The sequence below is a fragment of the Enterococcus sp. 9E7_DIV0242 genome (assembly GCF_002140975.2).
GTDB lineage: Bacteria > Bacillota > Bacilli > Lactobacillales > Enterococcaceae > Enterococcus_L > Enterococcus_L clewellii.
On the sequence record NZ_CP147247.1, the window covers coordinates 1909742 to 1933408 of the forward strand.

The 23667-nt window shown below is 39.8% G+C and carries 23 protein-coding genes; 1 reads left to right on the plus strand and 22 read right to left on the minus strand.

Features of this window, described 5'->3' with window-relative positions:
• Positions 1 to 9: 9 nt before the first annotated feature.
• A complete protein-coding gene (locus A5888_RS09015; protein ID WP_339102044.1) occupies positions 10 to 1488 on the plus strand; it encodes a helix-turn-helix domain-containing protein in 1479 nt (492 codons plus the stop codon).
• A gap of 320 nt (positions 1489 to 1808) precedes the next feature.
• Here the strand turns inward: A5888_RS09015 and lepB are convergent, their stop codons facing one another.
• From lepB to A5888_RS09125, 22 genes are all read right to left on the minus strand, one after another.
• Positions 1809 to 2690: a signal peptidase I gene (gene lepB, locus A5888_RS09020; RefSeq protein ID WP_086350025.1), complete on the minus strand. Its 882-nt coding sequence runs from the start codon at positions 2688 to 2690 to the stop codon at positions 1809 to 1811.
• A 145-nt stretch (positions 2691 to 2835) separates the two neighbouring features.
• The gene (locus A5888_RS09025; RefSeq protein WP_086350024.1) at positions 2836 to 3240 is read right to left on the minus strand and encodes a LysM peptidoglycan-binding domain-containing protein; all 405 of its coding nucleotides are present in this window, start codon (positions 3238 to 3240) and stop codon (positions 2836 to 2838) included.
• Positions 3241 to 3422: 182 nt separating this feature from the next.
• On the minus strand, positions 3423 to 4769 hold the full coding sequence (locus A5888_RS09030) for a hypothetical protein (protein ID WP_086350023.1): 1347 nt from the start codon (positions 4767 to 4769) through the stop codon (positions 3423 to 3425).
• Positions 4770 to 4821: 52 nt separating this feature from the next.
• Complete coding sequence (locus tag A5888_RS09035; RefSeq protein ID WP_249274513.1) at positions 4822 to 5511, minus strand: hypothetical protein; 690 nt, start codon at positions 5509 to 5511, stop codon at positions 4822 to 4824.
• A 255-nt stretch (positions 5512 to 5766) separates the two neighbouring features.
• Positions 5767 to 6147 carry a type II toxin-antitoxin system PemK/MazF family toxin gene (locus A5888_RS09040; protein WP_086350022.1) on the minus strand — a complete coding sequence of 127 codons (381 nt, stop codon included), beginning with the start codon at positions 6145 to 6147 and terminating at the stop codon, positions 5767 to 5769.
• Between the two features lie 11 nt (positions 6148 to 6158).
• Positions 6159 to 7280, minus strand: coding sequence for an alanine racemase (alr, locus tag A5888_RS09045; RefSeq protein WP_086350021.1), 1122 nt, complete (start codon positions 7278 to 7280; stop codon positions 6159 to 6161).
• 35 nt (positions 7281 to 7315) lie between these two features.
• The gene (gene acpS, locus A5888_RS09050; protein ID WP_086350020.1) at positions 7316 to 7666 is read right to left on the minus strand and encodes a holo-ACP synthase; all 351 of its coding nucleotides are present in this window, start codon (positions 7664 to 7666) and stop codon (positions 7316 to 7318) included.
• A 164-nt stretch (positions 7667 to 7830) separates the two neighbouring features.
• Entirely contained in the window at positions 7831 to 9399 is a 1569-nt protein-coding gene (cshA, locus tag A5888_RS09055; protein ID WP_086350019.1) for a degradosome RNA helicase CshA, read from the minus strand.
• Positions 9400 to 9765: 366 nt separating this feature from the next.
• Complete coding sequence (locus A5888_RS09060; protein WP_086350018.1) at positions 9766 to 11136, minus strand: UDP-N-acetylmuramoyl-tripeptide--D-alanyl-D-alanine ligase; 1371 nt, start codon at positions 11134 to 11136, stop codon at positions 9766 to 9768.
• A gap of 154 nt (positions 11137 to 11290) precedes the next feature.
• Complete coding sequence (locus tag A5888_RS09065; protein ID WP_086350017.1) at positions 11291 to 12379, minus strand: D-alanine--D-alanine ligase; 1089 nt, start codon at positions 12377 to 12379, stop codon at positions 11291 to 11293.
• 436 nt (positions 12380 to 12815) lie between these two features.
• Entirely contained in the window at positions 12816 to 13265 is a 450-nt protein-coding gene (locus A5888_RS09070; protein ID WP_086350214.1) for a YaiI/YqxD family protein, read from the minus strand.
• Between the two features lie 28 nt (positions 13266 to 13293).
• Positions 13294 to 14298, minus strand: coding sequence for a hypothetical protein (locus tag A5888_RS09075; RefSeq protein WP_086350016.1), 1005 nt, complete (start codon positions 14296 to 14298; stop codon positions 13294 to 13296).
• Between the two features lie 311 nt (positions 14299 to 14609).
• Complete coding sequence (locus A5888_RS09080) at positions 14610 to 15620, minus strand: sugar kinase (RefSeq protein ID WP_086350015.1); 1011 nt, start codon at positions 15618 to 15620, stop codon at positions 14610 to 14612.
• 116 nt (positions 15621 to 15736) lie between these two features.
• The gene (gene dagF, locus A5888_RS09085) at positions 15737 to 16477 is read right to left on the minus strand and encodes a 2-dehydro-3-deoxy-phosphogluconate aldolase (protein ID WP_086350014.1); all 741 of its coding nucleotides are present in this window, start codon (positions 16475 to 16477) and stop codon (positions 15737 to 15739) included.
• Between the two features lie 95 nt (positions 16478 to 16572).
• Positions 16573 to 17667 (minus strand): DgaE family pyridoxal phosphate-dependent ammonia lyase, encoded by a 1095-nt coding sequence (locus A5888_RS09090; protein WP_086350013.1) that lies wholly within the window; start codon positions 17665 to 17667, stop codon positions 16573 to 16575.
• Positions 17657 to 18766 carry an amidohydrolase/deacetylase family metallohydrolase gene (locus tag A5888_RS09095; RefSeq protein WP_086350012.1) on the minus strand — a complete coding sequence of 370 codons (1110 nt, stop codon included), beginning with the start codon at positions 18764 to 18766 and terminating at the stop codon, positions 17657 to 17659. Before A5888_RS09095 ends, A5888_RS09090 begins: the two co-directional genes overlap by 11 nt.
• A gap of 9 nt (positions 18767 to 18775) precedes the next feature.
• A complete protein-coding gene (locus A5888_RS09100) occupies positions 18776 to 19864 on the minus strand; it encodes a DUF871 domain-containing protein (protein ID WP_086350011.1) in 1089 nt (362 codons plus the stop codon).
• Between the two features lie 7 nt (positions 19865 to 19871).
• Complete coding sequence (locus A5888_RS09105; protein ID WP_086350010.1) at positions 19872 to 20120, minus strand: hypothetical protein; 249 nt, start codon at positions 20118 to 20120, stop codon at positions 19872 to 19874.
• A gap of 99 nt (positions 20121 to 20219) precedes the next feature.
• A complete protein-coding gene (locus A5888_RS09110) occupies positions 20220 to 21530 on the minus strand; it encodes a PTS sugar transporter subunit IIC (protein ID WP_086350009.1) in 1311 nt (436 codons plus the stop codon).
• A 116-nt stretch (positions 21531 to 21646) separates the two neighbouring features.
• Positions 21647 to 22348 carry a DUF4310 family protein gene (locus tag A5888_RS09115; protein ID WP_086350008.1) on the minus strand — a complete coding sequence of 234 codons (702 nt, stop codon included), beginning with the start codon at positions 22346 to 22348 and terminating at the stop codon, positions 21647 to 21649.
• 28 nt (positions 22349 to 22376) lie between these two features.
• Positions 22377 to 23156, minus strand: a complete 780-nt coding sequence (locus tag A5888_RS09120) for a DUF4311 domain-containing protein (protein WP_086350007.1) — start codon at positions 23154 to 23156, stop codon at positions 22377 to 22379.
• 116 nt (positions 23157 to 23272) lie between these two features.
• Entirely contained in the window at positions 23273 to 23626 is a 354-nt protein-coding gene (locus tag A5888_RS09125; RefSeq protein ID WP_086350213.1) for a DUF4312 family protein, read from the minus strand.
• Positions 23627 to 23667: the final 41 nt, after the last annotated feature.

Sequence of the window (23667 nt, forward strand, 5' to 3'; positions counted from 1 at the left end):
GTGTCTATCATGCTAAAACGAGATTTTTTAGAAAAGCCCTACGACTATATGAATGATATTCTATTGTTCTTATATAACAATCAAGGACAGTCTACTAAGAGTAAATTGATCGAAGCTTTTCAAATAAGTTTACCAACATTAAATGAATATCTTTCTTTTTTGCGCCAATTCCTTGAAGAAAACGGTATATCTGAGAATGTACAAATTTCTGCAGAAGGAGACAATCTGTACTTGAAAAAAGAACTTGGATTCCCTTTAAAAAAGGTCGTTCTTCTTTTTCTTGATAAATCCATAAAATTTCAGATGGTCAATCAGCTTTTCAAAAAAAATGAAGTAAGCTGCGACTATTTCCAATTAACTTATGCGATTAGTTCTGCAACCTACTACAGAAAGGTCACTGAGTTGAATGAGCTGCTGAAGGAGTTCCGATTGCAGATTAAAAGAGGAAAATTAGTAGGTGAAGAGAAACAAATTCGTTACTTTTTCTTTAATTTCTTCTGGTTCCTTTTTGAAGATAAAACAGAATTAGAAAAAGAAACATCCAATCAATACCTAGGATTCGTCGATACATTGAAAGAATCTTTAAACGTAACCTTTGATCCTACAGAAGTATTTCAAATAAAGCTATGGATGAAAATATCTTTGCGTCGAATGACATCAGAATTTAATCCTGTCATCAGCCCAAACTATGATTATCCAGATCGTCCTTTATTTGAAGAAATCAATCTATCGTTTCATACATACATGAAAAAAATCGATCGCCCATACACTATTTATGAGGCATATATGTTTTATGATTTCTTTTGCTCAATGAACAATTTTTCGCCTAACTCCGCGTTTGCTTTCCGTCTAGCAGAAGCACAGAGAGAGAGCGGATCGTATCTTAACTACATGAACAAAGTAATCTTAAAATATTTAAAGCAACAAGGCTATCTATCCAGTTATGCCTCTTCTTCAAGATTATCTTATATTGAGAATTTGCTATTTCAGCTGCATTCCCGTCTTTATTATTTCGACGGATTCATCTTGCCCTTTGACAACTGGACGATTGAGTCTATCATTCATGCACAACGACATCCTTTTTCAAGAAATGAAGTGAATGATATCATGGCACTTGCTTCTGAAAAATTCGATTCCAGTGAAGACAAGGATCGCTTTGAAAACAGATTCACAGAAATTAACTACACAATCATTCTCAATCATATCGCAGAACTGAATGAGGAAAAAATCGTGATTGGTGTCTATCATTCACTGAATCCATTTATTGGTGAATTGGTTATTCAACACTTGGACAATGTGCTTGGCCATAAATATCCTATTAAAGCTGAGCTATATCAAGAAGATAGTTATTATGATATATTGCTATCTAACATTTATAGTGATAATATCTCTGAAAAACAGAAAATAACGTACGTCTTTTCTGATATTGGCAATAATTATGATATGAATGAGATTGAGCAGTTGATTTTACAGTTACTCAATAAATAACCAAGCATCAATCTTGACAAATTCATTATAACAAAGAAAACTTCTCAAATTTCTCTATTTTCTCTGAAAAATCGAAATTTGCTGAGAATAATTACCAAAAATAGCGATTTTATCTTATTTTACTAATTGAAAGAAATGACAAAAAAGAAAGAAAAAGCATCACTTGACAATTTCACTTGTCATGCGATGCTTTTTTATTTACTCGATTTTTTGTTCAAAAGAAAAGTTAATCCGATTGGTAAAAATAACTAAAATTATTCTATACCTACGCCTATCTAACAAGGCTATGTTTTATTCAAAATAATTTTCATTCATAAACTCTAGCTAATCCAACCGATAGAATTCATTGGACCGTAACGGAAAGAAACGATCCCTTCGATTGAGCTGCTGCCAACTAAACCAAAATCACGACTGTCAGAAGAATTGTCACGATTATCTCCTAGAACAAAATAGCAGTTCTCTGGAATCTTCTCGACATTTTCCAGCTGCTCCAAAGCTTTTGTAGAGAGTGTGACCTTGATAGTTCCATCAGGCAATTCATTAGCCGCTGTTTCTTCCATATTTTCGGGAACTTTGCCCCCTTCATTAATGAACAGCTCGGAACCATTGACCCAAATTGCATCACCAGGCATTCCAATGACACGTTTCACATATTGAAAATCACTATCTACTGGAGGGTCGAACGTAATAATGTCATAGCGCTCTGGTTTTTTCGTCCGAGTGACAATTACCTTATCTCCGTTGATCAATGTAGGATTCATCGAATCGCCATCCACCATATGAGGGGATGTATTGAAAATAAAAAGGAAAACAATTACAGCCATAATAATGACTGGTAGAACAAATTTTACAATTTCTAAAATTTGTTCTTTCTGTTTTTTCTTTCTGCGTCGCTCAATTTCTTCCGGACTCAGTTTACGTCTTTTCTTTTTAGGCCCTGACTTTCTCTCTACAGCCTTTTTCTTCTTCGGTTTGTTCTGAGGTTCCAAAGGATTTTCTGGCCTCTGTTGCGCCTCTAATGGCCGTTTTTTACGTTTCTTGAGTTCTTCGTCTGGTTTTCTTTTTAATTTCCGCTTTTCTTCTGCTATCTTTACTTGACTTGCCAAATCTATTTTTTTTCGTTTATTTGTTATTGGGCGTTTTCCTACTTGGGAATCCCCTTGGCGTTTCATCTTTTTTAAGTTTTCTACAAACTCATCCATGCTGCACCTCTATTTACACTCTTATCCTTTTAAGGATAACAAAATGCTGCTCAATTTACCATAAAAACTGGTAGATAGTAAAAGAGTTTTCAGTTTTTAATTAACAAACTGAAAACTCTACTGTATTTTTTAAGATAATGCATTTTTATTTTTCTACAAGCAGTTCCTGACCAGCAAAAATTGCACTACTACTCAGCTGATTGGTATTCATCAAATTCTGCATAGACATCTCTGTAGCCTGTGCAATCTCCCAGAGATTTTGCCCTTCTTGAACAGTGTAAATCTCTGTTTCAGGCTGCGGTTCAGCTGGAGTAGCCTCTGGAGCCGCTGGCTGTTCCACCTCTGCTGATGAGCTTTCACTAACACTTTCCGAACCAGGAGCAACGCTTGTTGTCGTTACTTTGGCATCCTTATTTTCTTCACTGGATGTCGCACCCGTCTCCGGTGTAGACCCTTCAATTTGAGTTGTATTTACAAAATAAGTCGTCAATCCAATAATCCCACACAAAAAGGACAATGTAACAACTGCTTTTATCCTATTCTTTTTCATATTGAATCACTCACTCCTTATTGTTTTTGAAGAAACGAACCAAGTAATTGATTCGTTTCTTCATTTTTGCGGTCCGTTAGCCCTTTCCTCTAAATCATCCTACATAAGAGGAAGGGTACTCCCTATTGTTTTTTTGATGAAACGAGCCAAGTAATTGATTCGTTTCTCCACTCTAACAATGGTTAGCCGTTATTCTTATCTAGTCTTGAAAGCTTGCTTAGTCTTTCTTCCAATTCACGATAAATTGTCATTACTTCATTTTTAGATTCTTCCACTTCATTCGAAATGTTCTTCGCACGGTTTCCAATATTCAACATTTCCAACTCTGCAGAGTTTATCATATGTTTGGCTTCAACTTGTGCTTCACTTATGATTCTGTTTGCTTCTTTCTTAGCAGAAACCATTACTTCACCGATTTCTTGTTGAGATTTCAGCGCGTCTTCTTGTAATGATTGGTTTTTCAACAAAAGATCATTGATTTGCTGTTTCGCTTGTAGAAGTTCCGCGAGTTGCTCACCCTTCATTTCACCAGCAGATGTTCCGCTTTGTAATGCACTTAAATCAGATTTAACTGACTCAAGCTCGTTCTCCTTAAGTGTGTAATTTTCTCTTAAAGTAGCCAATTCTGCTTCAAAAACATCTTTTTGAACAGACAACTTGTCGTTTACAGCTTGGATACGTCCCAGTGTACTTTCCAAGTCACCTTTCTCTTTCAAAACAGTAGTCAATTCTTTTTTCAATTCTTGAACATGCTCGTTAGCTCCAGCTACAGAAGTACCTGTTGTTAAAGTATCAGCCTTGCTACTCAACATGCTGTTTTCTTCTTCCAACTGAGCTAATTTTTGTTGAAGGTCAGCAATCTTTTCGTTAAGCGCCTGATTTTCTTCTTCACGTGTTTGAAGCTCTTTGTTTAATTCTTCTAATTCCATTTTCACCGTCTCCAATGCTTCTTGTTTTTCCGTCACTGCGCCACGAGAGGATAAATCAGCTTGCAGTTGTGAAATTTCCTGCTCTTTTTCTGAAATCTTTGTTTCCAATTCTTTATTTTTTACCAAGAGCTCAGCTTCCAAATTACTAATCTGTCTTTGTGCTTCAGAATTTTCTTCCTGCAATTCTTGAATTTGCTGCTTCAACTCTTCTGTTTCTGTTGAAGATGAAACTGATTGATTGCTCTTCAGCTCATCGATTTCCGCTTCTCTTTGATTCAACAAAGTTTCCAGCTCATCATTTTTATCCGCTAAAGTGTCCATTTCGTCCTGATGCGTTTCCACCTTAAGCGCTAGCTGTTTGTTTTGCTGAGAAAGCTTGAAATTTTCATCTCTTTCTTTCTCATAATCTTCTTCTTGCAAACGATACTCTTCAAGCAGTTCACGTAAATGTCTAATCTCCTGCTCTTGTTTTTCAAGCTGTTCTGTCAAAACAGCTGAACCTCCAACCTCTTCTGTACTGCTTTCCGAATTTAGCACCTCTTGTGCCAATTCTTCATCAGAAACTTCGTTAATCTTTTTAATTAACCGTCTCTTTGCCATTTGTTCTACACCCCATCTTAAATTTCTCTTAAATATAAACTATCTCGATTACTTAGGTAAGTTCAACTTTTTTCAACCCATCATTTTGATCATCTTTTGAGTAGACCATTGATTCTTTCGTCAATGTGTTTGTCTTATCCCGATATGTAAAATTGAAATCCAACATTGCGACTTCTGGTACATTTCCCAGTTCATTCACAAATTTCTCTACATTTTTTTCTGCTGTAGTGAATCCAGAATTAGCTAGTGAAGAAGAAAAAACCGAAACAGTCAAGGTATTGGTACTTGCACTTTTAAGGATCGTCACACTGATTTCACCGAAAAAAGGCTGCCATTCTCTGGAAAGCTGCAGCTCATAATTCTTTTTGGCTGCAGCATCTTTACTTTCTACGATTTTTCCCCAAGAAAAATCAGCTAATTTCAAGCTGTTCTCCTTGTATTCTTCTACTGAAACATTTTTGCTACTTCCAAGCGTTTCCACTTCCGTTTTCAACGATTCATTATCTTGTTCCAATGTGTATTGGTGATAAAGAATCCCTAATAAAAACAATGAAATGAGTATTATTGCTACGACCATGGAAACAATCAGACGGCTATTTTCCTGCTGTCTGTAAACATTGATTTTTCTCTGCATTTTGGTGTTTTCAGCCGGCAGCCGATCCAGATTGATTCTTTTGATCAGTTCATAACTGAAAAAGGCCAGCATAGCTATGACTAAAACACCTATAATGATTATGACCAAATAAAAAACCCCTTTATACCATAATAAAAACACGAATCATTTGTGAAGTTATCTATTTTTATACCTAATTATACATAATCCATTGTAACATTACACTTTATTCTTGCCAACTTTTTTTTCTGTCCCCCAACAACTGTTAAAAAAAGCCGTATTATCTAGATTCTTGAAGAGTGCAATCTTTGAAAATTGATTGTGATTCTTCATTCCTCACTATGTATAGCAATAGGTTGATCCTTTTCTTAACTGTCAGAACCACTATATTTGATATGTATCTACTGCTTCTTCTGCTTCTGCTTCGAGTATCCCCACGCTAATCCCCAACGCTCGGTCCACATCAGTCATGATCTCAATTCCAAGGTGGCAAACCTTTTCTTTTAGCCTTGCTTTGTCTATTGTTCGTATCTGTTCTAATAAAATCACTGAATCTCTTTCGATTCCAGTCTCCCCAGAGTTGATTCCAATATGTGTCGGTAATTTTGGTTTAGCCATTTTAGCCGTCACCGCCGCAACGATGATCGTCGGGCTAAAGTGATTTCCCAAATTATTCTGTATAACCAAGACAGGGCGAATCCCGCCTTGTTCTGAACCAACAACAGGAGAGAGGTCAGCAAAATAGATATCTCCGCGTTTGACCATGGTAATCCTCCCTATTTATATTCTCTGTCTATACGTTGTGAAAATGTACAGGCAACTTCGTAGTGGATGGTTGATAGATGCTCCGCAATCATCTGTAACGTGATTGCTTCCCCTTGGCTTTCTCCAACCAATATAACTTCTGTCCCATCGGGTACATATTCCGGTAGCCGAATCATGCACTGATCCATGCACACTCTTCCAACAATTTCACATTTTTTCCCATTTACTAACACATTAAATCCTTGCATATGTCTCAACCAACCATCTGCATATCCGATCGGTAAGGTCCCAATCCATTCTTTCGGTGCTGATACTGTATACGTCTTCCCATAGCCTATCCCTGCACCGGCAGATAATTCCTTGACCTGTATCAAAGTAGTCTTCAGCTGTAAAGCAGGCTTCAGCTTGTAGGTTTCTGAGATCGCGGTTCCAGAAGGATTCAGTCCATACATCGCAACCCCAAAACGAATCATATTTCCTGGGCTTTCCGGATGCCATAAAGCCGCAGCACTGTTTTCACTATGAACATATCTCGGTCGCTCCGGTAATTCAGCAAGAACTTTTTGAAAAAATCTTTGCTGCTCAAGAAAGTATTCTTGATCAATCTCATCTGCCGTAGCAAAATGAGTAAACAGCCCTTCCCACTCCATCGCAGTATTTGAACGAACCGCTTCTATTGCTTGGAGCGTGTCTTCAATTGAAGTAAATCCTAACCTCCCCATTCCTGTATCTACTTTTATATGTATTTTTAACCGCCGTTCAGCAGGAGCTTTTTCTAAAATTTCCTGTGCTTCTGTAAGCCATGGCAATGTTGCTACAGTCACAGATAAATCATATTTCAGTAATAACTCTATGTAAATCGGTTCTACAACACCCAGAATCAAAATAGGCTCCATGATTCCTGCTTCTCTTAACTCAATGCCCTCATCCAACAAGGCTACACAAAAACCTGTAGCGCCTCCTCTACGTGCACTTACGGCTGTTTGAACAGCACCATGTCCATAGCCATTTGCTTTTACTACTGCAAAGAGCTCTCGATCCTTTGGAAGTCTCGCAACTTCCTGGGAGACATTTTCAGTAATTGCCTGTGTATCAATTATTAATTTCGTAGGCCGGTAACTACCGCTAACCATTATGTATCCCTCCTGCTCCAATTGATTTTGTCCAACTACTCCTCTAAAACAATTTGTGCGATTGCAGTTGTTTCGGTGTGGGATATCGACACAAATACCTTCCCTTGGTGTGGCGACTTTGTTACTTTTGGCGCGCCGTGCTCATCTCTCAATATCTCTATTTGCTGAAAACCAACACCAGAAATCCCAGTTCCCCAAGCCTTCGAAAAAGCTTCTTTGCAACTGAAACGACCGCCAAGAAATTCTATCTGGCGTCGCTTTGAGAGGGGATGAAAAATCTCCAATTCTTTATCAGTCAACACCCTCTTAACAAAGGATGGGCGGTTTTCAATAATTTTTTCAATTCTTGACAGCTCTACAATATCGATGCCAATCCCTTTAATCATAATCTTTCCAGCACTCCAAATCAATAAATTACATTCATTCTATCAAAAAAAAGAGTTTTTTCCTACAAGAACCCCAAATAAAAAAGAAAAGATACTAAAAAATTTCAGACTGCGGGAAGCAACCACTTAAGGCTTTACCCGCAGTCTGAAATATTGTCATTTGTTTAGTTATTTCCTTTTTCGCGAATGACAAAGCCTCTACCTTTATCATTACTGCGTTTGGAAGAATAATTTTTCTTCCCTTTGTTGTAGCTTCCGCTACCACTACCATTGCTATTGCTGCCGCCGTTACCGCCATAGCTATTGCCGCTCTTATTGTTTTTACCACGGTATGAACGACCATCTTTACGTTGACGGTTTCCACCGCCGCCGCTATGACGTTTATTCTTATTGAAGCCGCCGCTTTTTGGTGAAGGTAATGGACGCTCAGGCGTGATTTTTACCGGTACTGCATCTTCCGGATCGTTTGAGATTACTTTAAGAAGTAACGCAACCAAATCCTGAGAAGAATATTTTTCCAGTAACACATCAGCTGAGTCCAAATATTTATCCAAACCATTTTCTGCTAATTTGTCGCCAACAGTTTCCAATGCAGCACCTAATTTTCCATGAAATGCTTCCTTGGCGGTTGGTGGTTTTAATGGAGACATTCTTTTCTTCGTCAATGACTCAATAACGTGAAGGTAGCCCATTTCACTTGGAGTTACGAAAGTGACAGACATACCGCCTTTTCCTGCACGACCTGTTCTACCAATGCGGTGAACATAGCTTTCAGGATCTTGAGGGATATCATAGTTGTAAACATGTGTAACGCCGGAAATATCCAGACCTCTGGCTGCAACATCAGTTGCTACAAGGATGTCTAAATTACCGTTCTTGAATGAACGTAAAACACTCATTCTCTTTTGTTGAGACAAGTCTCCGTGAATTCCTTCTGCTTTAAATCCGCGAGCTTCCAGACCACGTGCCAACTCGTCAACTCTTCGTTTGGTACGACCGAAAACAATTGTCAGTTCAGGTGACTGAACATCTAATAATCGAGTCATAACATCGAATTTTTCATAATCTTTTGAACGAACATAATACTGATCAATCAAATCAGCAGTCATTTCTTTCGCTTTGATCTTGACATGATGTGGTTCTTTCATGAACTTCACACCAATGTTCTTGATTGCTGGTGGCATCGTTGCTGAAAACAGTAATGTTTGACGCTCAGCTGGAACTTGAGAGATGATTTTTTCAATATCTTCCAAGAAACCCATATTTAACATTTCATCCGCTTCATCCAATACCAATGTTTCCACAGTACCCAATTTCAGCGTACGACGATTGATATGATCTAATAGACGTCCCGGTGTTCCAACAACGATATGTGGATGATCCTTCAAGCCTCTGATCTGACGACCAATATCCGCTCCTCCGTATACCGCTTGTACACGGATTTTTTTATCTTTTCCAAGACGATAAAGTTCCTCTTGTGTTTGAATAGCAAGTTCTCTTGTCGGTGCAATGACCAGTCCTTGTAACACGCGATTGGCAGTGTCGATTTTTTCCAGCATCGGCAGACCGAAAGCTGCTGTCTTACCAGTTCCCGTCTGAGCCTGTCCAATAACATCTTTTCCTTCTAGAGCCAATGGAATTGTTTCTCCCTGAATCGGTGTCGCTTCCTCAAATCCTGATCGTTCAATAGCAGATAGTAATGTTGATGATAAACCAAGTTCGCTAAATTTCAATGTGATCCTCCTAATATCTTATTGTTTGGGGGCTTTTGCCCCAATTCTTAAACATTTCAATAAGTCAATAAATCCAGCCGCGGAGTTTGCTTCGTTGAATGATGCTGACCACCGAAATTTGTGGGCTGCTCCATTCTATGTCAAATAGAGATATACTCTTTTATCAAACTATCTTATCAACTCTATCGAAAAATCCAAACGTATGAATGAAGTTTGACAACAGAAAAGCCAAACGGAATCGTTCAGCTGTTCAAGTTTTATATAAACAATTGACGGTTATATGTGCTCCGTCATCTATTTTAGTCAAATCTTCTGACAACAGCTTATTTTATCACAAATCACACTTTTCAGCAAGTTTTATGAAAATTAGCTTTCATTTTGCAGAGCAGCGACAACTTCCGCTAAACCCATGCCGTTACTTCCCTTTAAAACTACTATATCCTGTGATGTCAAAGTATCTTGCACATCTTGAATCAGTGTTTTTTTCGCTTCCTTCTGATAATGATGCACATGTCCACTATACCTGTCTTTCAGCGCCTCGTACAGACTGGCCATCTCTTCTCCATATAAGAAAACATCTGAGATTTCCTTTGAATTCAAATATTTCTCAACAGAGCGATGCATCGCTTTAGAATCCGGTCCCAGCTCAAGCATGTCACCTAAAACGGCAAGACGCTTACCACTAGTTTTCATTACTCTAAAATTGTCTAACACCAATTTCATTGCCGTTGGATTCGCATTGTAGACATCACTCAGAATACCTGCACCATTCCCAGCTTCCAACCACTCTGTCCGATTTTTCGTTACAACGAGATCAACCAAGCCTTTACTGATTTCTTCCATTGAAAGACCAAACCATTGACCGATGCCAACTGCTATCAAAGCATTGGTCACATTATAAGAACCTGGTACAGGAATTCGCAATACTCCTTCAAATCCAGAAACTGTAAATTCCGTATACTCTTTTCCGACTTCTTTAACTGTGCCTTGATACGTAGCATCTGATGCCCAACCAAATGTTTTGATCGTCTGACTCAGATTGCTTGTTAATGGCTGCAGCAACGGCTCTTCATTTGGCAGAAGCAATAAGCCATCTGGCTTCAACCCATCAACGATTTCCATTTTCGCACCAGCAATTCCTTGTCGTGAACCCAAATATTCAATATGGGCTTCCCCAATCATCGTGATCGCCGCCACATCAGGCTGTGCCAGCTTTGATAAGAAAGAAATTTCTCCGGCATGGTCCATTCCCATCTCAAGAATGAGCTTCTCTGTCTCATCGGGCATATGTAGAATCGTATACGGTAAGCCTATATCATTATTATAATTTCCTTGTGTCTTATATGTCCGATATTTTTGTGCGAGCACAGATTCGATCATGTCCTTAGTTGTTGTCTTCCCATTGCTTCCAGTGACTCCGATTACAGCAGGTGCCATTTTCTTTAAATAGTAGACCGACAGTTTTTGCATGGCAGTCAGCGTATCTGTTACTCTCAAAATGGGCAAATTCTTTGGTGCTGCTGATTCACTACTCCAAAATGCTGCGGAAGCGCCATTTTCCTGAGCTTTTCCGACAAACAGATGCCCATCTGCATTTCCTGTTAATGGTACGAACAGGTTGCCTGCTTGAATAATTCGACTATCAAACTCAATGCCCGTTACAGAAAAGTCCTCCCACTGTTGCCAATCATTTTCTGCTTGAACGGCTTGTGCAATTTCCCAAAAATTAAGTTTCACGGTGTTATTCCTCCTGCTTTTCTACGGATTTAAATCATCATGGACATGCGCTTTCCAATATAACGCATCAGAAAACCGAGACATTCCTCTACAATGAAAAAATGTCTCGGCCATAAGCTCTTAATCAATAATTAGATAAAGCATGTTGACTTAACTATTGAACCGATTCGTCCAATGTCGTCTGACGACGCTGTTTGTAGCGGTTCAGGGCTAATTGAATCAGCTCTTCAATCAAATCACTGTATTTCAACCCCATATTTTCCCAAAGCAATGGATACATGCTGAACTGTGTAAATCCAGGCATTGTATTCAACTCATTGAGAAATAGCTCATTCTTGCTTGTCAGGAAGAAATCACAACGACTTAAGCCACTACCATCTAAAACCATATACGCCTTTTTCGCATATTTCCTTGCTTCTTGATGCACTTCTGCTGGAATTTCTGCTGGAATTTGCATCGTGATTTTATTGTCTATATATTTTGAATTGTAATCATAGAATTCTACATCTTTAACGATTTCTCCAGCTGAAGTTGTTCGAACATCTTCATTCCCAAGAATTGCAACTTCGATTTCTCTTGCTTCAATTCCTTGTTCAACAATTACTCTTGAATCGTATTTATACGCTTCTTTTAAGCCATATTGAAGCTCTGTTCGATTTTCTGCTTTGCTGATTCCTACACTCGACCCCATATTTGCGGGTTTAATATACATCGGATAAATCAGTGAACCTTCACATTTCTCAAAAATTTGTTTAGGATTCTCTTTCCATTGATTTTCCAATACCGGAACAAATGGTACTTGAGGAATGCCAACTGTTTGAAGTAAGTATTTCGTCATAATTTTGTCCATTGCTGTTGCACTGGCCAAAACTCCTGTCCCAACATAAGGAATATCCATCGTTTCCAAGAATCCTTGGATCGTTCCATCTTCTCCGTTTGGTCCATGAAGAATCGGGAAAACAATCGAATCCTCTTCCTTTATCTCACAAGGTGTGATGACCTTGCCAGTAAAATCATCGCTCTCTGATTCTTCTCCTTGAGGATTCCAAGTCAGATGTAACACGGTTTCGTCCTCTGGTGCCTCTGTCAATAAGGGGCCTTTGACCCATTGGCCTTCCTTACTTATATATACTAGTTGAACTTGATAATAATTATAGTAAACTGCTTTTAAAATAGAAAAAGCGGATAAAATAGAAACCTCATGTTCCTCACTTTTCCCTCCATAGAGCAATACAATTTTCAAATCCTTTTCCTCCTAAATCGTTCCGTTAATATGAATACGACGAACTAAGCAACACAGTCCAACCGATGCACCATTGCTGACAAAATAAGCGTAAAACTCTTTCGCCAACTCACACTAGAATCATGTTTCTCACAGCAAAAAATTACTTTTTCATTATTTTAGCATAAAATCAAAAAATGGAATAGAAGCAAATAATAAAAGCGGAATGAACTTAGTCGGCTCCCTAATAATAAAGATGGATAGACGCATGTTGCTCATTATTTTCATGAGCATATTTCCTTTTATTATTGAGAGATGCTAGTTCATGCAGCTAAATAATAACAATAGTGGAACCAGCTTGATCAGACTTTGAATACATCTTGCTATTTTCTTATTCCCTAAATGGCTAGTTCTTCTTAAATAATATTCGCAAGAATTACTCACTTTTGCCTTATTCCTATTTTTGCTCTCGTTCAATTACCTCAATCAACTTCTCTTTGAAAGCTGCTCGGTCAACTTCTGTAAATGGCTTAGGGCCTTTTGTTCGGCCGCCACTTTTTCTAACCTTCGCACTGAAATAGCGCTGCTCCAGTAGCTGATCGATTGTTTCCTTTGTATACTCCCGACCAAGTTGATGGATGACCAGTGCTCCTTTGGGCAAAACAAGAGAAGCAAGCCCATAATCTTGGGTAACCAATATATCCCCTTTTTGAATCAACTTAAGAATCCGAAAATCCGCAGAATCTGCTCCTTTATCTACATAGACAAAAGAAACAGCTTCAGGATATTCTTTTAAGGAATAGTGATCCACACTAGTTACAATCGTTACTTCAAGTTGATACTCCAGTGCAATCTCTATCGTGGCATCCTTTACTGGGGAGCCGTCTCCATCAATGAATACTTTCATTTCCTCTACCTCTCTACCATCGTGACTGTCAACTAACATACCAAGAAGGATAACGCGTCAAAAACCGGAAAACTTCTTCCGCTATAGCTTCACGAAGGATTTTATAAAGCTCGGGATTTCTGATTTTTTGTTTCACCGCTCCCGCATAGCGTGGGCGTTTGACTTGTATCGAAAGAACGAAATCAAAGCGCTCCGGAAAGTTTTCGATAGTCATGATTTTCATGCGATTTGTTTCTTCCAAAAACCTATTCATGCCATCAACTGCTCCCTGCATGAAACCATCCATATGCGTTCCACCTTCAATTGGGAGATGGCCATTGACAAAGCTATCTCGAATGCTCGCCGAGGGATTTTTAGAGATAACCGCTTGAATCAACACATCTTCTCTCGCAGTCCTAATAACCAATGGTCGAATCCCACGGGTCAGCGCGTGATCCTTTTGGAATATATATTCAACCAAGCCTTGTTCATAACAAAGATGATTTTTCTGTTTACTGCCTTCTGACAAATTGATTGCCAAGCCACTATAGAGCATTGCTAACTGCTGACAGCGATTGAACAAAACAAAATAAGATACCTGTTTTGATCCAAGATACGCTTGATTCGGCGTGAAGGCCAGCTCCAAGCGATAATCATCGATTTTTGAGGCCATGTTAGCTGATTTGACCAACGCTGTTTCCTGATAGATCCGAATTTCTCTTTTTTTAGGCGTCTCTATACTCAATCCTAATTGCTCGGAGAGCGCCAGCAAAACCTGAAGAGATAAGTGAGGGGTAATCCCAAACTCATTGTCCTGATCTACCCGCCAGTTTTTTTTACAGGTCAAGGAAAGTATGATCTGATTTTCTGAAAGTTCAATATTCAATTGTGCGTTTTCCGGTGAATCAGGCAGCTTTAACAATTCATCTAAAAGCTGAATCATCATATTCTCAAAGCCGGACAGACCCAGCGCGCCGATATACATACCCGGACGTTTACGGATATTTTCCAGCGTCTGCTCATTTTCCAGAACAGTCCAAAAATCCTCAGACATCTTGTTTCCTCCTGCATTTACTTCATCCCTATAAAGGACCATCTCCTCTATTATAATGAAAAATGACTCGAAACGAAAGTAAGTTAGAAAACTATCTGAAACGTATAGGCAAACACCTACCATTTTAGCAAAATTTCCCTTTTACTGACGTTGTTTGACTGAGTATATGGAAAAACCGAAATATCTGAATAACAAACAGACATTTCGGCATCCCTTACTATTCATGGCTCATTATTCCGTATTACTCAGTCAATTTCCTTACACAAAGCAATTACTTAGTCAGACGATAAAACTACTAAATATCATTCAACTCAGCGAATCAAATCAACTGTCGGATGATTCATAATATGTTCGACCTGCTTCCTAGTCGTCAGCGGTACATCACCTTGAATCGTATGAGCCAGCACACCGTTAGCTGTTGCGAAGGCTACAGTCTTATCTGCCGGCCAGTTCTCCGCATACCCCAGTAAGACTCCTGCAGCATAACCATCTCCTGCTCCAATACGATCAAGATTAATGATTTCTCTTGGTTCCGCCAACTCATAGCCAGATGTAGAAAATAGGAAGCCAGAAAGATAATAATTATCCTCTTGTCTCGTTCTGAAGGTTCCGGCAAACTGCTCGATGTCATAGTTGGCCATAAACTCTTCTGCCAGCTTCTTGAACTGCTCCGTGCTATCTAAGCTTTCATCTGCAGACATGTTCAAAAGATCCGTCAAATCTCGTTGGCTACCAAATACGATATCGCAATAGGGTAGAATACGTTCGTATTGTTCGCGCATAAATGCTGCTTCATTATTTTTATTCAAGCTCGGTCTGAAATTAAAATCAAAACAGATTTTTTTTCCTTGCTCATGCGCTTTCTCTGCCAATGAAAAAGCAGCCGCTCTTGTTTGGTCCGTTAAACTCAAAGAAATACCACAGATATGCACTAAATCTGTTTCCTTTAAGAAATCATCAAAGGCATAAGCCGAAGCATCACTGACACCAAAGGAGCTGCTATGACGGTTTTGGTATGTTACTTGAGTTGGACGAGGACCGTAGCCCATTTCGGCAAAATAGGAGCCAATATGATTGCCCTCTTGTCCAATCCATTTATCGCTGATTCCTAGTTGGCGAACACTTGCTTTCGCTGCTTCTCCCAGTCGATTATCCGGAAGATTTGTAATTAAGCTCGTCTCACAGCCAAAATGTGACAGATTGCTTAAAATGTTGACACCTGTTCCTGTGAAATCCATCCGTAATTCTTTCGTCTGCTCAAGCATTAAATATTCCGGAGGAGTCAGACGCATCATGATTTCACCAAAGGCTGAAATTTTCATTGATATAACCTACCTTTCCAACATCCTGAATCAGCCCTTAAACAGCTGTCATCCGTCTTTTAACGTTTTGCGCTTTGATGACTGGGGTTTAAGGGCTGTTCAATCAGCTTATCTTTTTATTTTAAGGTATTTTTCATCATGCCAAGTAATGTTTTTACATCCTCTGGTCTTGTGTCACCTGTTTCTGAATCAATAATTGAACTGTATACGTGCGGAATGATTTTCTTCACGCCAGCATCAACAGCGATTTGAACGATTTCTTCAAAGTTTTCCAAGTCGATTCCACCTGTTGGTTCAAGATAAAAATCATATTTCGCACAAGCTTCAGCTACAGCTTTGTATTCTTCTTTATGTGCCAGACCCTTCATTGGGAAATACTTGATCGAACTGCCGCCCATATCCTGTAATAGTTTGATTGCTGTTTCGATTGGTACTTCACCAGCAGGTGCCTGTGAGCTCAAAGGCCCAGTGGCAATATTTACGTAACCAACCTTGCCTGTCGGAGAAACCAATCCGTTAACCACTGTTTCATTTTGACCAAGTAATGCACGGGAAGTACCCACGCCAGTAAATACTTGGTTTACATGTTGCGGCTGCAGCTCTTTAGAAATACGCGAAACCATTTGGCTTTGATTTGGATCGCCTGCGCCTAGACCTACAGATAGTGCATTATTCGTTGTAGCTGCATATTTCTTCATGTCTTCGATCGCTGCTTCATCTGTATCATAGTTTTTAGAAAGCACGCCTAAAATCACGTGCCCCTCTGCTGCTTCATAACACGCTTTTGCGTTCTCTACTGAGTTGGCTAAAACATTTAAACATAACCGGTCTTCTAAATAATTTGGTGTAATTGACATTCTTCTAATCTCCTCTTTCTCTACTTCTATTCGTCTACTCGTCGTAATCGATCCAACGCGGTAATCGTATGAACGAAATAATTCCTACGACTTGCTTAATTCATGATCTCTGTCAGACGTTTGGTGATTTTCGTCATTTCTTCACTATTGACTGAACGGACATCGAACTCAATAATGCCGTTATTTGCTTGATATTCTCTCGTATAAATCGCTGGATCTTCACTCTTCAGCTCTGTGATAACTTCTTTTGCTGATTTATCTCCTGACACTTTGATGCTTGCACGATAGATATCTCGTCCAGCACCATCTTGAACAACAGAAGCATCAATATTAGCAATTCCATTCAATTCACTAATAAATGGGGCCATTCGTTCTTTCATAGATGCTCCGGATTCACTACCGTTTTTTAGATAGTCTTCGACGGCTTGGGTAAAACCTAGAATATTGTCCTTGCCAATCTTCATTGCACGACCGATTCCTTTGCCCTGCAGACGAACCCATTCAATATACTCTTTTTTACCAATTACCAGTCCAGCACTCGGTCCCTCAATGGCCTTTGCTCCACTATAGATAACCAAATCTGCACCAGCTTCTGCATATTTGAACAAATCTTCTTCCGCAGCAGCATCGACAATCAATGGTAGGTTGTTGCTACGAGCAACCTCAGCTGCTTCCGCTACACTCAACATACTCTTTTGTACCGTATGATGACTCTTGATATACAAGATTGCTGCGGTTTGTTCTGTAATCATCATTTCGATATGTTCTGCTGAACACATATTGGCATAGCCGGCTTCAACCACTTGACCGCCACCTTGAGCGACCATGACCTCTACAGGCGTGCCATAATCCACGTTGTGCCCTTTCGGCAAGATGATCTCTCTGTTTTGAATTTTATCAGTATATGGATGATAGGCATGGTAGACAGAACCTTTTCCAATTAAGGCCGCCACACTTTGAGCAATTCCGGCAGAAGCCGAAGAAACGACCTGTGCATCCTCAATTTTTAATAAGTCTGCTAAATATTTTCCCGTTTGTACGCTAAGCTCGCTCATCTCAAAGAAATGCTCACCACCAAATTTCTGTGCCGCTAAAACATTTTCAGAAACCTTTGATACGCCTAAGATCGTCATTCTTCCGGATGCATTGATAACTTCCTTCAAACCGAACTTTTCATAACTAATTGTCATAAACTGCGCCTCCAATAATGGTTTTCACAGGTTGGATTAATTCTTTTGCCTCTCTGGTAAAGCCGTTTGAATCGGTCAGTGTTTTGCTTCCATCAGTAATCGTAAAGATTGTCAGGTCAGCATCATAACCGACTTCAAGACGCCCCTTCGTAGCCAAATGGAAGTTGTTCGCCGGAACAGATGTAACCTTCTCAATAATTTCTGTCCAGTCATAACCGACAACGCGTAATTTTTCCATAGTTGTCGCTAAATCGTAGACCGGACCATTCTCACGGTTACGAATATAGATATCCGTACTGATCGATTCTGCTTTCATACCTTCTTTTAGCGCAGTTTCAGCTACATTGAAGTTGAAGCTATCTGTTCCATGACCGATATCGAAGACGACCCCTTTTTCAAAGGCTGCCCAGGCAAAGTCTTTAATTTTCCCTGTTTCTTGATTTAGGATACCATTTGGTTTGCCGTTAAAGCAATGGGTCAAGATGTCACCTTTAGACATATGAGCTAAAATCTCATCTAATTCCGGCGGAGCAGAACCAATATGCACCATCAATGGAACATTGTTGTTATCCTTCTGAATTTTTTTCGCTAGCTCCAATGGCGTAATGCCATTCTCACCAATCACTGTTTTACTCATCCGCGCTTTGATTCCAATCACAAAGTCCGGTAATTCTGTTAAGACTTTCTTAACCAAATCTTCTCTAATTTTTGTTAAATCTGCCAGCTCGTCTTGTTCAACAATTCCCCATTTTGAGATATTGGCCAAAGCATAGACATTCGTTTTCGCCTGTACAGCCAGATCATAAAACTCATGAATGTTTTCTGCGCCAGTCGTCCCAGCATCAATCACACTGGTAACGCCTTTTTTCACACCGATTTCATCCGGATAATCATAGTACAACGTCATTTTTTCGAAGCAATGGACATGATCATCGATCCAACCGGCAGAAATATATGCGTTGCCTTCTAAATCAAGGATTTCTTTGCTTTCATCGTCGATCACAGCAGCTGTTTTTGCAATCTTACCATCGGATAAGGCAATTTCCAGCGGCTGTCCATCAATTGTTTTTCCATTTTTTATCAGTAGATCATACGTCATTTGTTATCCCTACTTTTCTTTCAATCTGAATTTTGTCCACGGTTTGATAAATTCCAACAGCATCCGCTCATCCGCTGTAATACTGCCAATTTTATTTTTCCGTGTATCCTTATGTGGCTGCAATACAACCTGCAGCTCATTTTTGTATTTTCCAAATCCGTCATTTCCTATAACAATATCACCGGCTTGAAACTCCTGTTCATTATCATGGACCGGATTGGCAACATCTTTGTACTTTTTGCGAACCTCAGTAGAACGCGCCATCAAATCAGTGATATCTCCTCGGCGGAAATGTTGTTCATCCAAGGCAATAGTCTTTTCCACCACATTTACCATCTCGGTAAATGTGATACTGAATTCCAATTGATAACGATTCAATTGTCCTAACGCTTCCAATTCTTCGTCAGAGGCATAGGCGTTCCCAATAATCACGTCGTCGATCAGACCTGTCGCAAAGAAATGCTTTGCTTGAACATCTATTGGTAGGTGGCGGTGACTTTCCAATGTAGGCAGTCCATCGTTGATATCCCACGGACCAATCGTTCCTACTTGTGAGGTAACAAAAGCAGCCGTACGAATACCCTTGTTTTTAAAACGAACACTACACTTTTCAAAAAAATCATAAGGAAGAGCCGTACCCTCCTGAGGATAAAAATTATGACAACCATATAAAAACGGCTTATTGGCTTCATAGGTCAAAATATTATCTAAGTATGCGACATCATTACTCATGTTCAGCTCGATTGCTAAATCATAAGGATTGTACGTCAATTTTGCTTCTTTATTTCCATCAAAACCAGCATCCAGTCTGATTCCATCCGCCCCAAGCTCATAAAAGAACGTCAAATCATCGTAAGAAATTTCCAACTCGTCGAACAACGATGGGACAACATCTAAAATCGTTTCGAAGCCTAACCCTTTTGCATAGCCAATCAATTCTTGAAATTTCTTCTTCACCGCTTCTTTGCCTTCGGTCACTTCTAACATGCTCATAAAGATTCTCGTAAAACCGCATGCCGCAGCCTTCTTCAAATATGTCTTGTCCTGCTCCATGTCACTGTGGTCAGGATATACTGATACGCCTAAAGCTCTTTTCATCCGATTGTCACACTCCAAATCCTTCATATTTATTCCGATAATTCCACGCAAGTATGGAACTGCTGAAAATCGTCACTGTTCCAACGATAAGCACTGGTTGGCTCAAAAGCACGCCAACTACTGCCGAAACAGCAATCACTAAAATAGCTTCCAGACAAAGAATTCTTAGTCTCTGCTTCACAAGTTTATCAGGTAACCATTCCTTTTCCAATATAACTTGCATACCTATAAAGACAAAGATTAACCATACAATCATTTCCTCTACGCCTCCAGACCTCTTTCGCTACTATGTAGAACAAAGAGGGGAAAACAACAGCTTTTGCGTCTTGTTTCCCCTCCTGCATTCAATTTCTTATTACGCGTCCGCCTCTTTAGAAGCAAGCTCTTCTGCTTCTTTATCCAGTTGCTGCTTCTCATACACTTTAAAGAATGGATAGTATATCGCCAGAGTAATCGCAAAGTTTACAATAACCAGTAAACCGGCCATAATACTCCAGTTCGTACTCATCCAGGCAGCAATTGGTGCCGGGAATGCAAACCCTAGACGTGCCATCATCATTGGAACAACATTGGTCACGGTCAAGAAATAAGATAGCGTTGTTGTTATAAGAGGCGCGACGATAAATGGAATGCCTAAAATCGGATTCATCACGATTGGTGTTCCAAAAATTACCGGCTCATTAATATTAAAGATTCCTGGAAGGAAGGACAGACGCCCCAAGCTCTTCAGGTATTCTGATTTCGAGAACATCATCAGGACAACTAGCGCTAATGTTGTTCCAGCACCACCGATCCAGATAAACCATTGCAGAAACTGTTCAGTAAAGATATTTGGCAGGTTGTTGGCGTCTACACCATTGGTAAAAGCATCAACATTCTCTGCAATAGACATGTCCCAGAAAGGACGGATAACAGGTCCCATGATTGCTGGACCATGAACACCTAATACCCAGAAGAAGCAAATCAAGAAGACTGTCAACAAACCACCAAACAAGCTATTTCCTGCCAAGACTCCTTTTAACGGCATAAGAAGAGTACTCAAGAAACCGTTCAAATCAAACCCGGCAATATGACGTAATGCCCAAAACAGCATGAGAATAACGGCACCTGGAATCAATGCCACAAAAGAATTGGAAACTTCCGGCGGTACGCCTTCCGGCATTTTGATCGTTATATTTCTAGCAACGAAAAACCGATAGATTTCCACAGAGAGTATTGCAGTTACGATTGCTCCAAACAACGAAGCAGACCCCAAGTTAGCTAAGTTGATATAACGCCCCGCGCTAATCACATCTACAACATCTTCAAAAACACGTGTTGGTGGTGCAGCTGTAACTAGAAATGCCATCAAGGCTAAAAGACCACAGCTTAAGGAATCCAGTTTATAGCTTTTAGCAAGTGCAGTGGCAATGCCATATGTAGCATATAAAGCTAAAATCCCCATCGTATATCTTGATGGAATATCCAACACTGGCAGATACGGCGCAATAAACTCTGTATACGCATCGATTGGAATATTTTGAAACACTGTGAAGAAAGAACCGACAATCGTCAGCGGCATCGTTGCAATTAACCCTTTACGAATTGCTACCATATGACGCTGCGAGCCAAATTTATTCGCTGCCGGCATCAAATGTTGTTCCATCCATAATACAAACCCGTTCATTCTTGTTTCCCCCGTTCAAAGATTATAATATTATAATTAGTTCGAGTACATAGTACCACGATAACATTATAATGTAAACGGATTTCCAGATATTGGAAATATTTTTTTTGCACTAATTATTGTGTCAACTCAACTGGGAAGAATGCTCCGAAAATCATCGCTCCAAGAATAGCTCCACCAGCAATCGGTTTTTTCCATGCATAGAAAATCATTGCACCAATTGTAGAACCAATTCCGATTGGAATAGAAGCACTCGCTGCACTTAAAATAATCAGAGGACCTAAGAAACGACCTGCGGCATTTCCGGCACCCATCATGATATCTGCGCCGAAGGTAGAGTTCCCTTGATTGATCGTGAACTTACGAATCAAGATGATTACGCCACCTACCATGAATCCTAAGACAGCACCTGTCAATAAGGCTAGTGGAAAACTATTGATTGGTGCATCGATATTCATACTCAGCAAGATTGCCGGTACCCCAATACCTAATCCTGTTAAAATAGATCCACCTAAATCTAAAATCCCTACTAAAGATCCTTCTAAAATACGTGCAAACAAGAAACTCGCACCAAATGCTGCGGCTGCTCCATAAGAACCACCATCCAGACCAGCTTTAAGCATCGCTACAATAGACACTTCATTAAATGCTCCTACACCATGAACAACATACATATGTGTTCCTGCAAAAACTGCGGCTGCCATCAATCCAACAAGGATCGGGAAAGACCAGTCAGCGTACCAGAAGCTTTTTGCTTTCAATGCTGCTTGAATTTCTATTTCATCTTGTGACCATTCTGTTTTTTCTTTTTCATCCATCTTTTTTGTTCCTCCTTCTGCTTAAGGCTTATTTCACTGTGAACACATCATGCAGATTGTTCAACCAGTTTGGTACAGTCATCTTAAAGCTTTCGATCAGTTGCATATCGAAGCCACGGAAGAATCCGCTGAATACGAACAGTAAAACAATCGCTGCCATCATACCTTTCGTCATACGAGTCCAGCCTAGCTCATCAACGCCTTTACCAATCAAAATCCCTAATACAACACCGGGAACAGCGTTACCCATAACTAATTGAGATAAACCTCCAAATAATGTTCCCCAGAATCCAGTACGTTTTCCTGCATCCAATGCAGCCAACCAGAACAATACAGGCATGACCGTATTGATCAGAATCGTTGCAGCAGGTACCAAAACAGCCACTGCTGTGACTTGAAGTGACTCAGGGATTGCTGCTGCAGTACTGTTCAAGAAACCAACAGTGATAATCCCTGCAATAGCTCCAGCGATCCCCATTTTCTTAGGATCATGCATCGTTTTCGTTACATCTTTGTCCTTAACCAACAATGCTGCAGCTGCCCAGTTAGGAATAATTCGGTGTGTCACATCCTGTGTGAAAGCACCTGCTCCCACTGCAGAAGCCCATGCATTAAAGAAGAAGCCCAATCCAAATGAAAAATGTGAAGCCGGATCTCCCTCTGCTGCGTTCATTTCCCCCAATGTTCTAAAAGCACCTAACCCTTGTGTCTGAGGTGCATGGAACATTCTTGCCGCTCCAACACCTGCTGCAAAGCCAAGTAGTCCGCCAATAATAACTGATTTAAATAAAATAACAATTAAGTCCACTCGCTTTTTCCTCCTTACTCATAATTGTGTTTTCTTTTTGAGACATTTGATTCCTTCATTAGATGCACTCCCTCCACCAAGTTTATGGTGTATCAGCAACAAGAGCATCTCTTTGCCTAAATCTTTTTTGTTGTAAATGGAACAGATACACCATTTGGATCCTGTGCGTCCACTTGTCTAAATGGTACTTCCGCCATGTCGATCATACTGATCTCCACTTCAACATTTAACTCAACTTCATAAGTTGTACGTTTTCTAGGAAAAAAGAAGAACAGGAAGCGCTCCGTATAGTTCTTCTCTGTCGCTGAAAGGATATCAACGTCTTTTGGTTCGATCCTTAGCAATACATCTGTTGATTCTTTTAGAATCTGTTTTGACACATTACTCAACGCACTGGAAAATGCCGCCGCCTTATTTTCCCCTTTTCCTGAAACCTTCACGATCTGAGATGTCTTTTTCGTTGCACTCACTGCTCTTCCTCCTTGTGATTTTTGTGAGAACAGCTTGATTT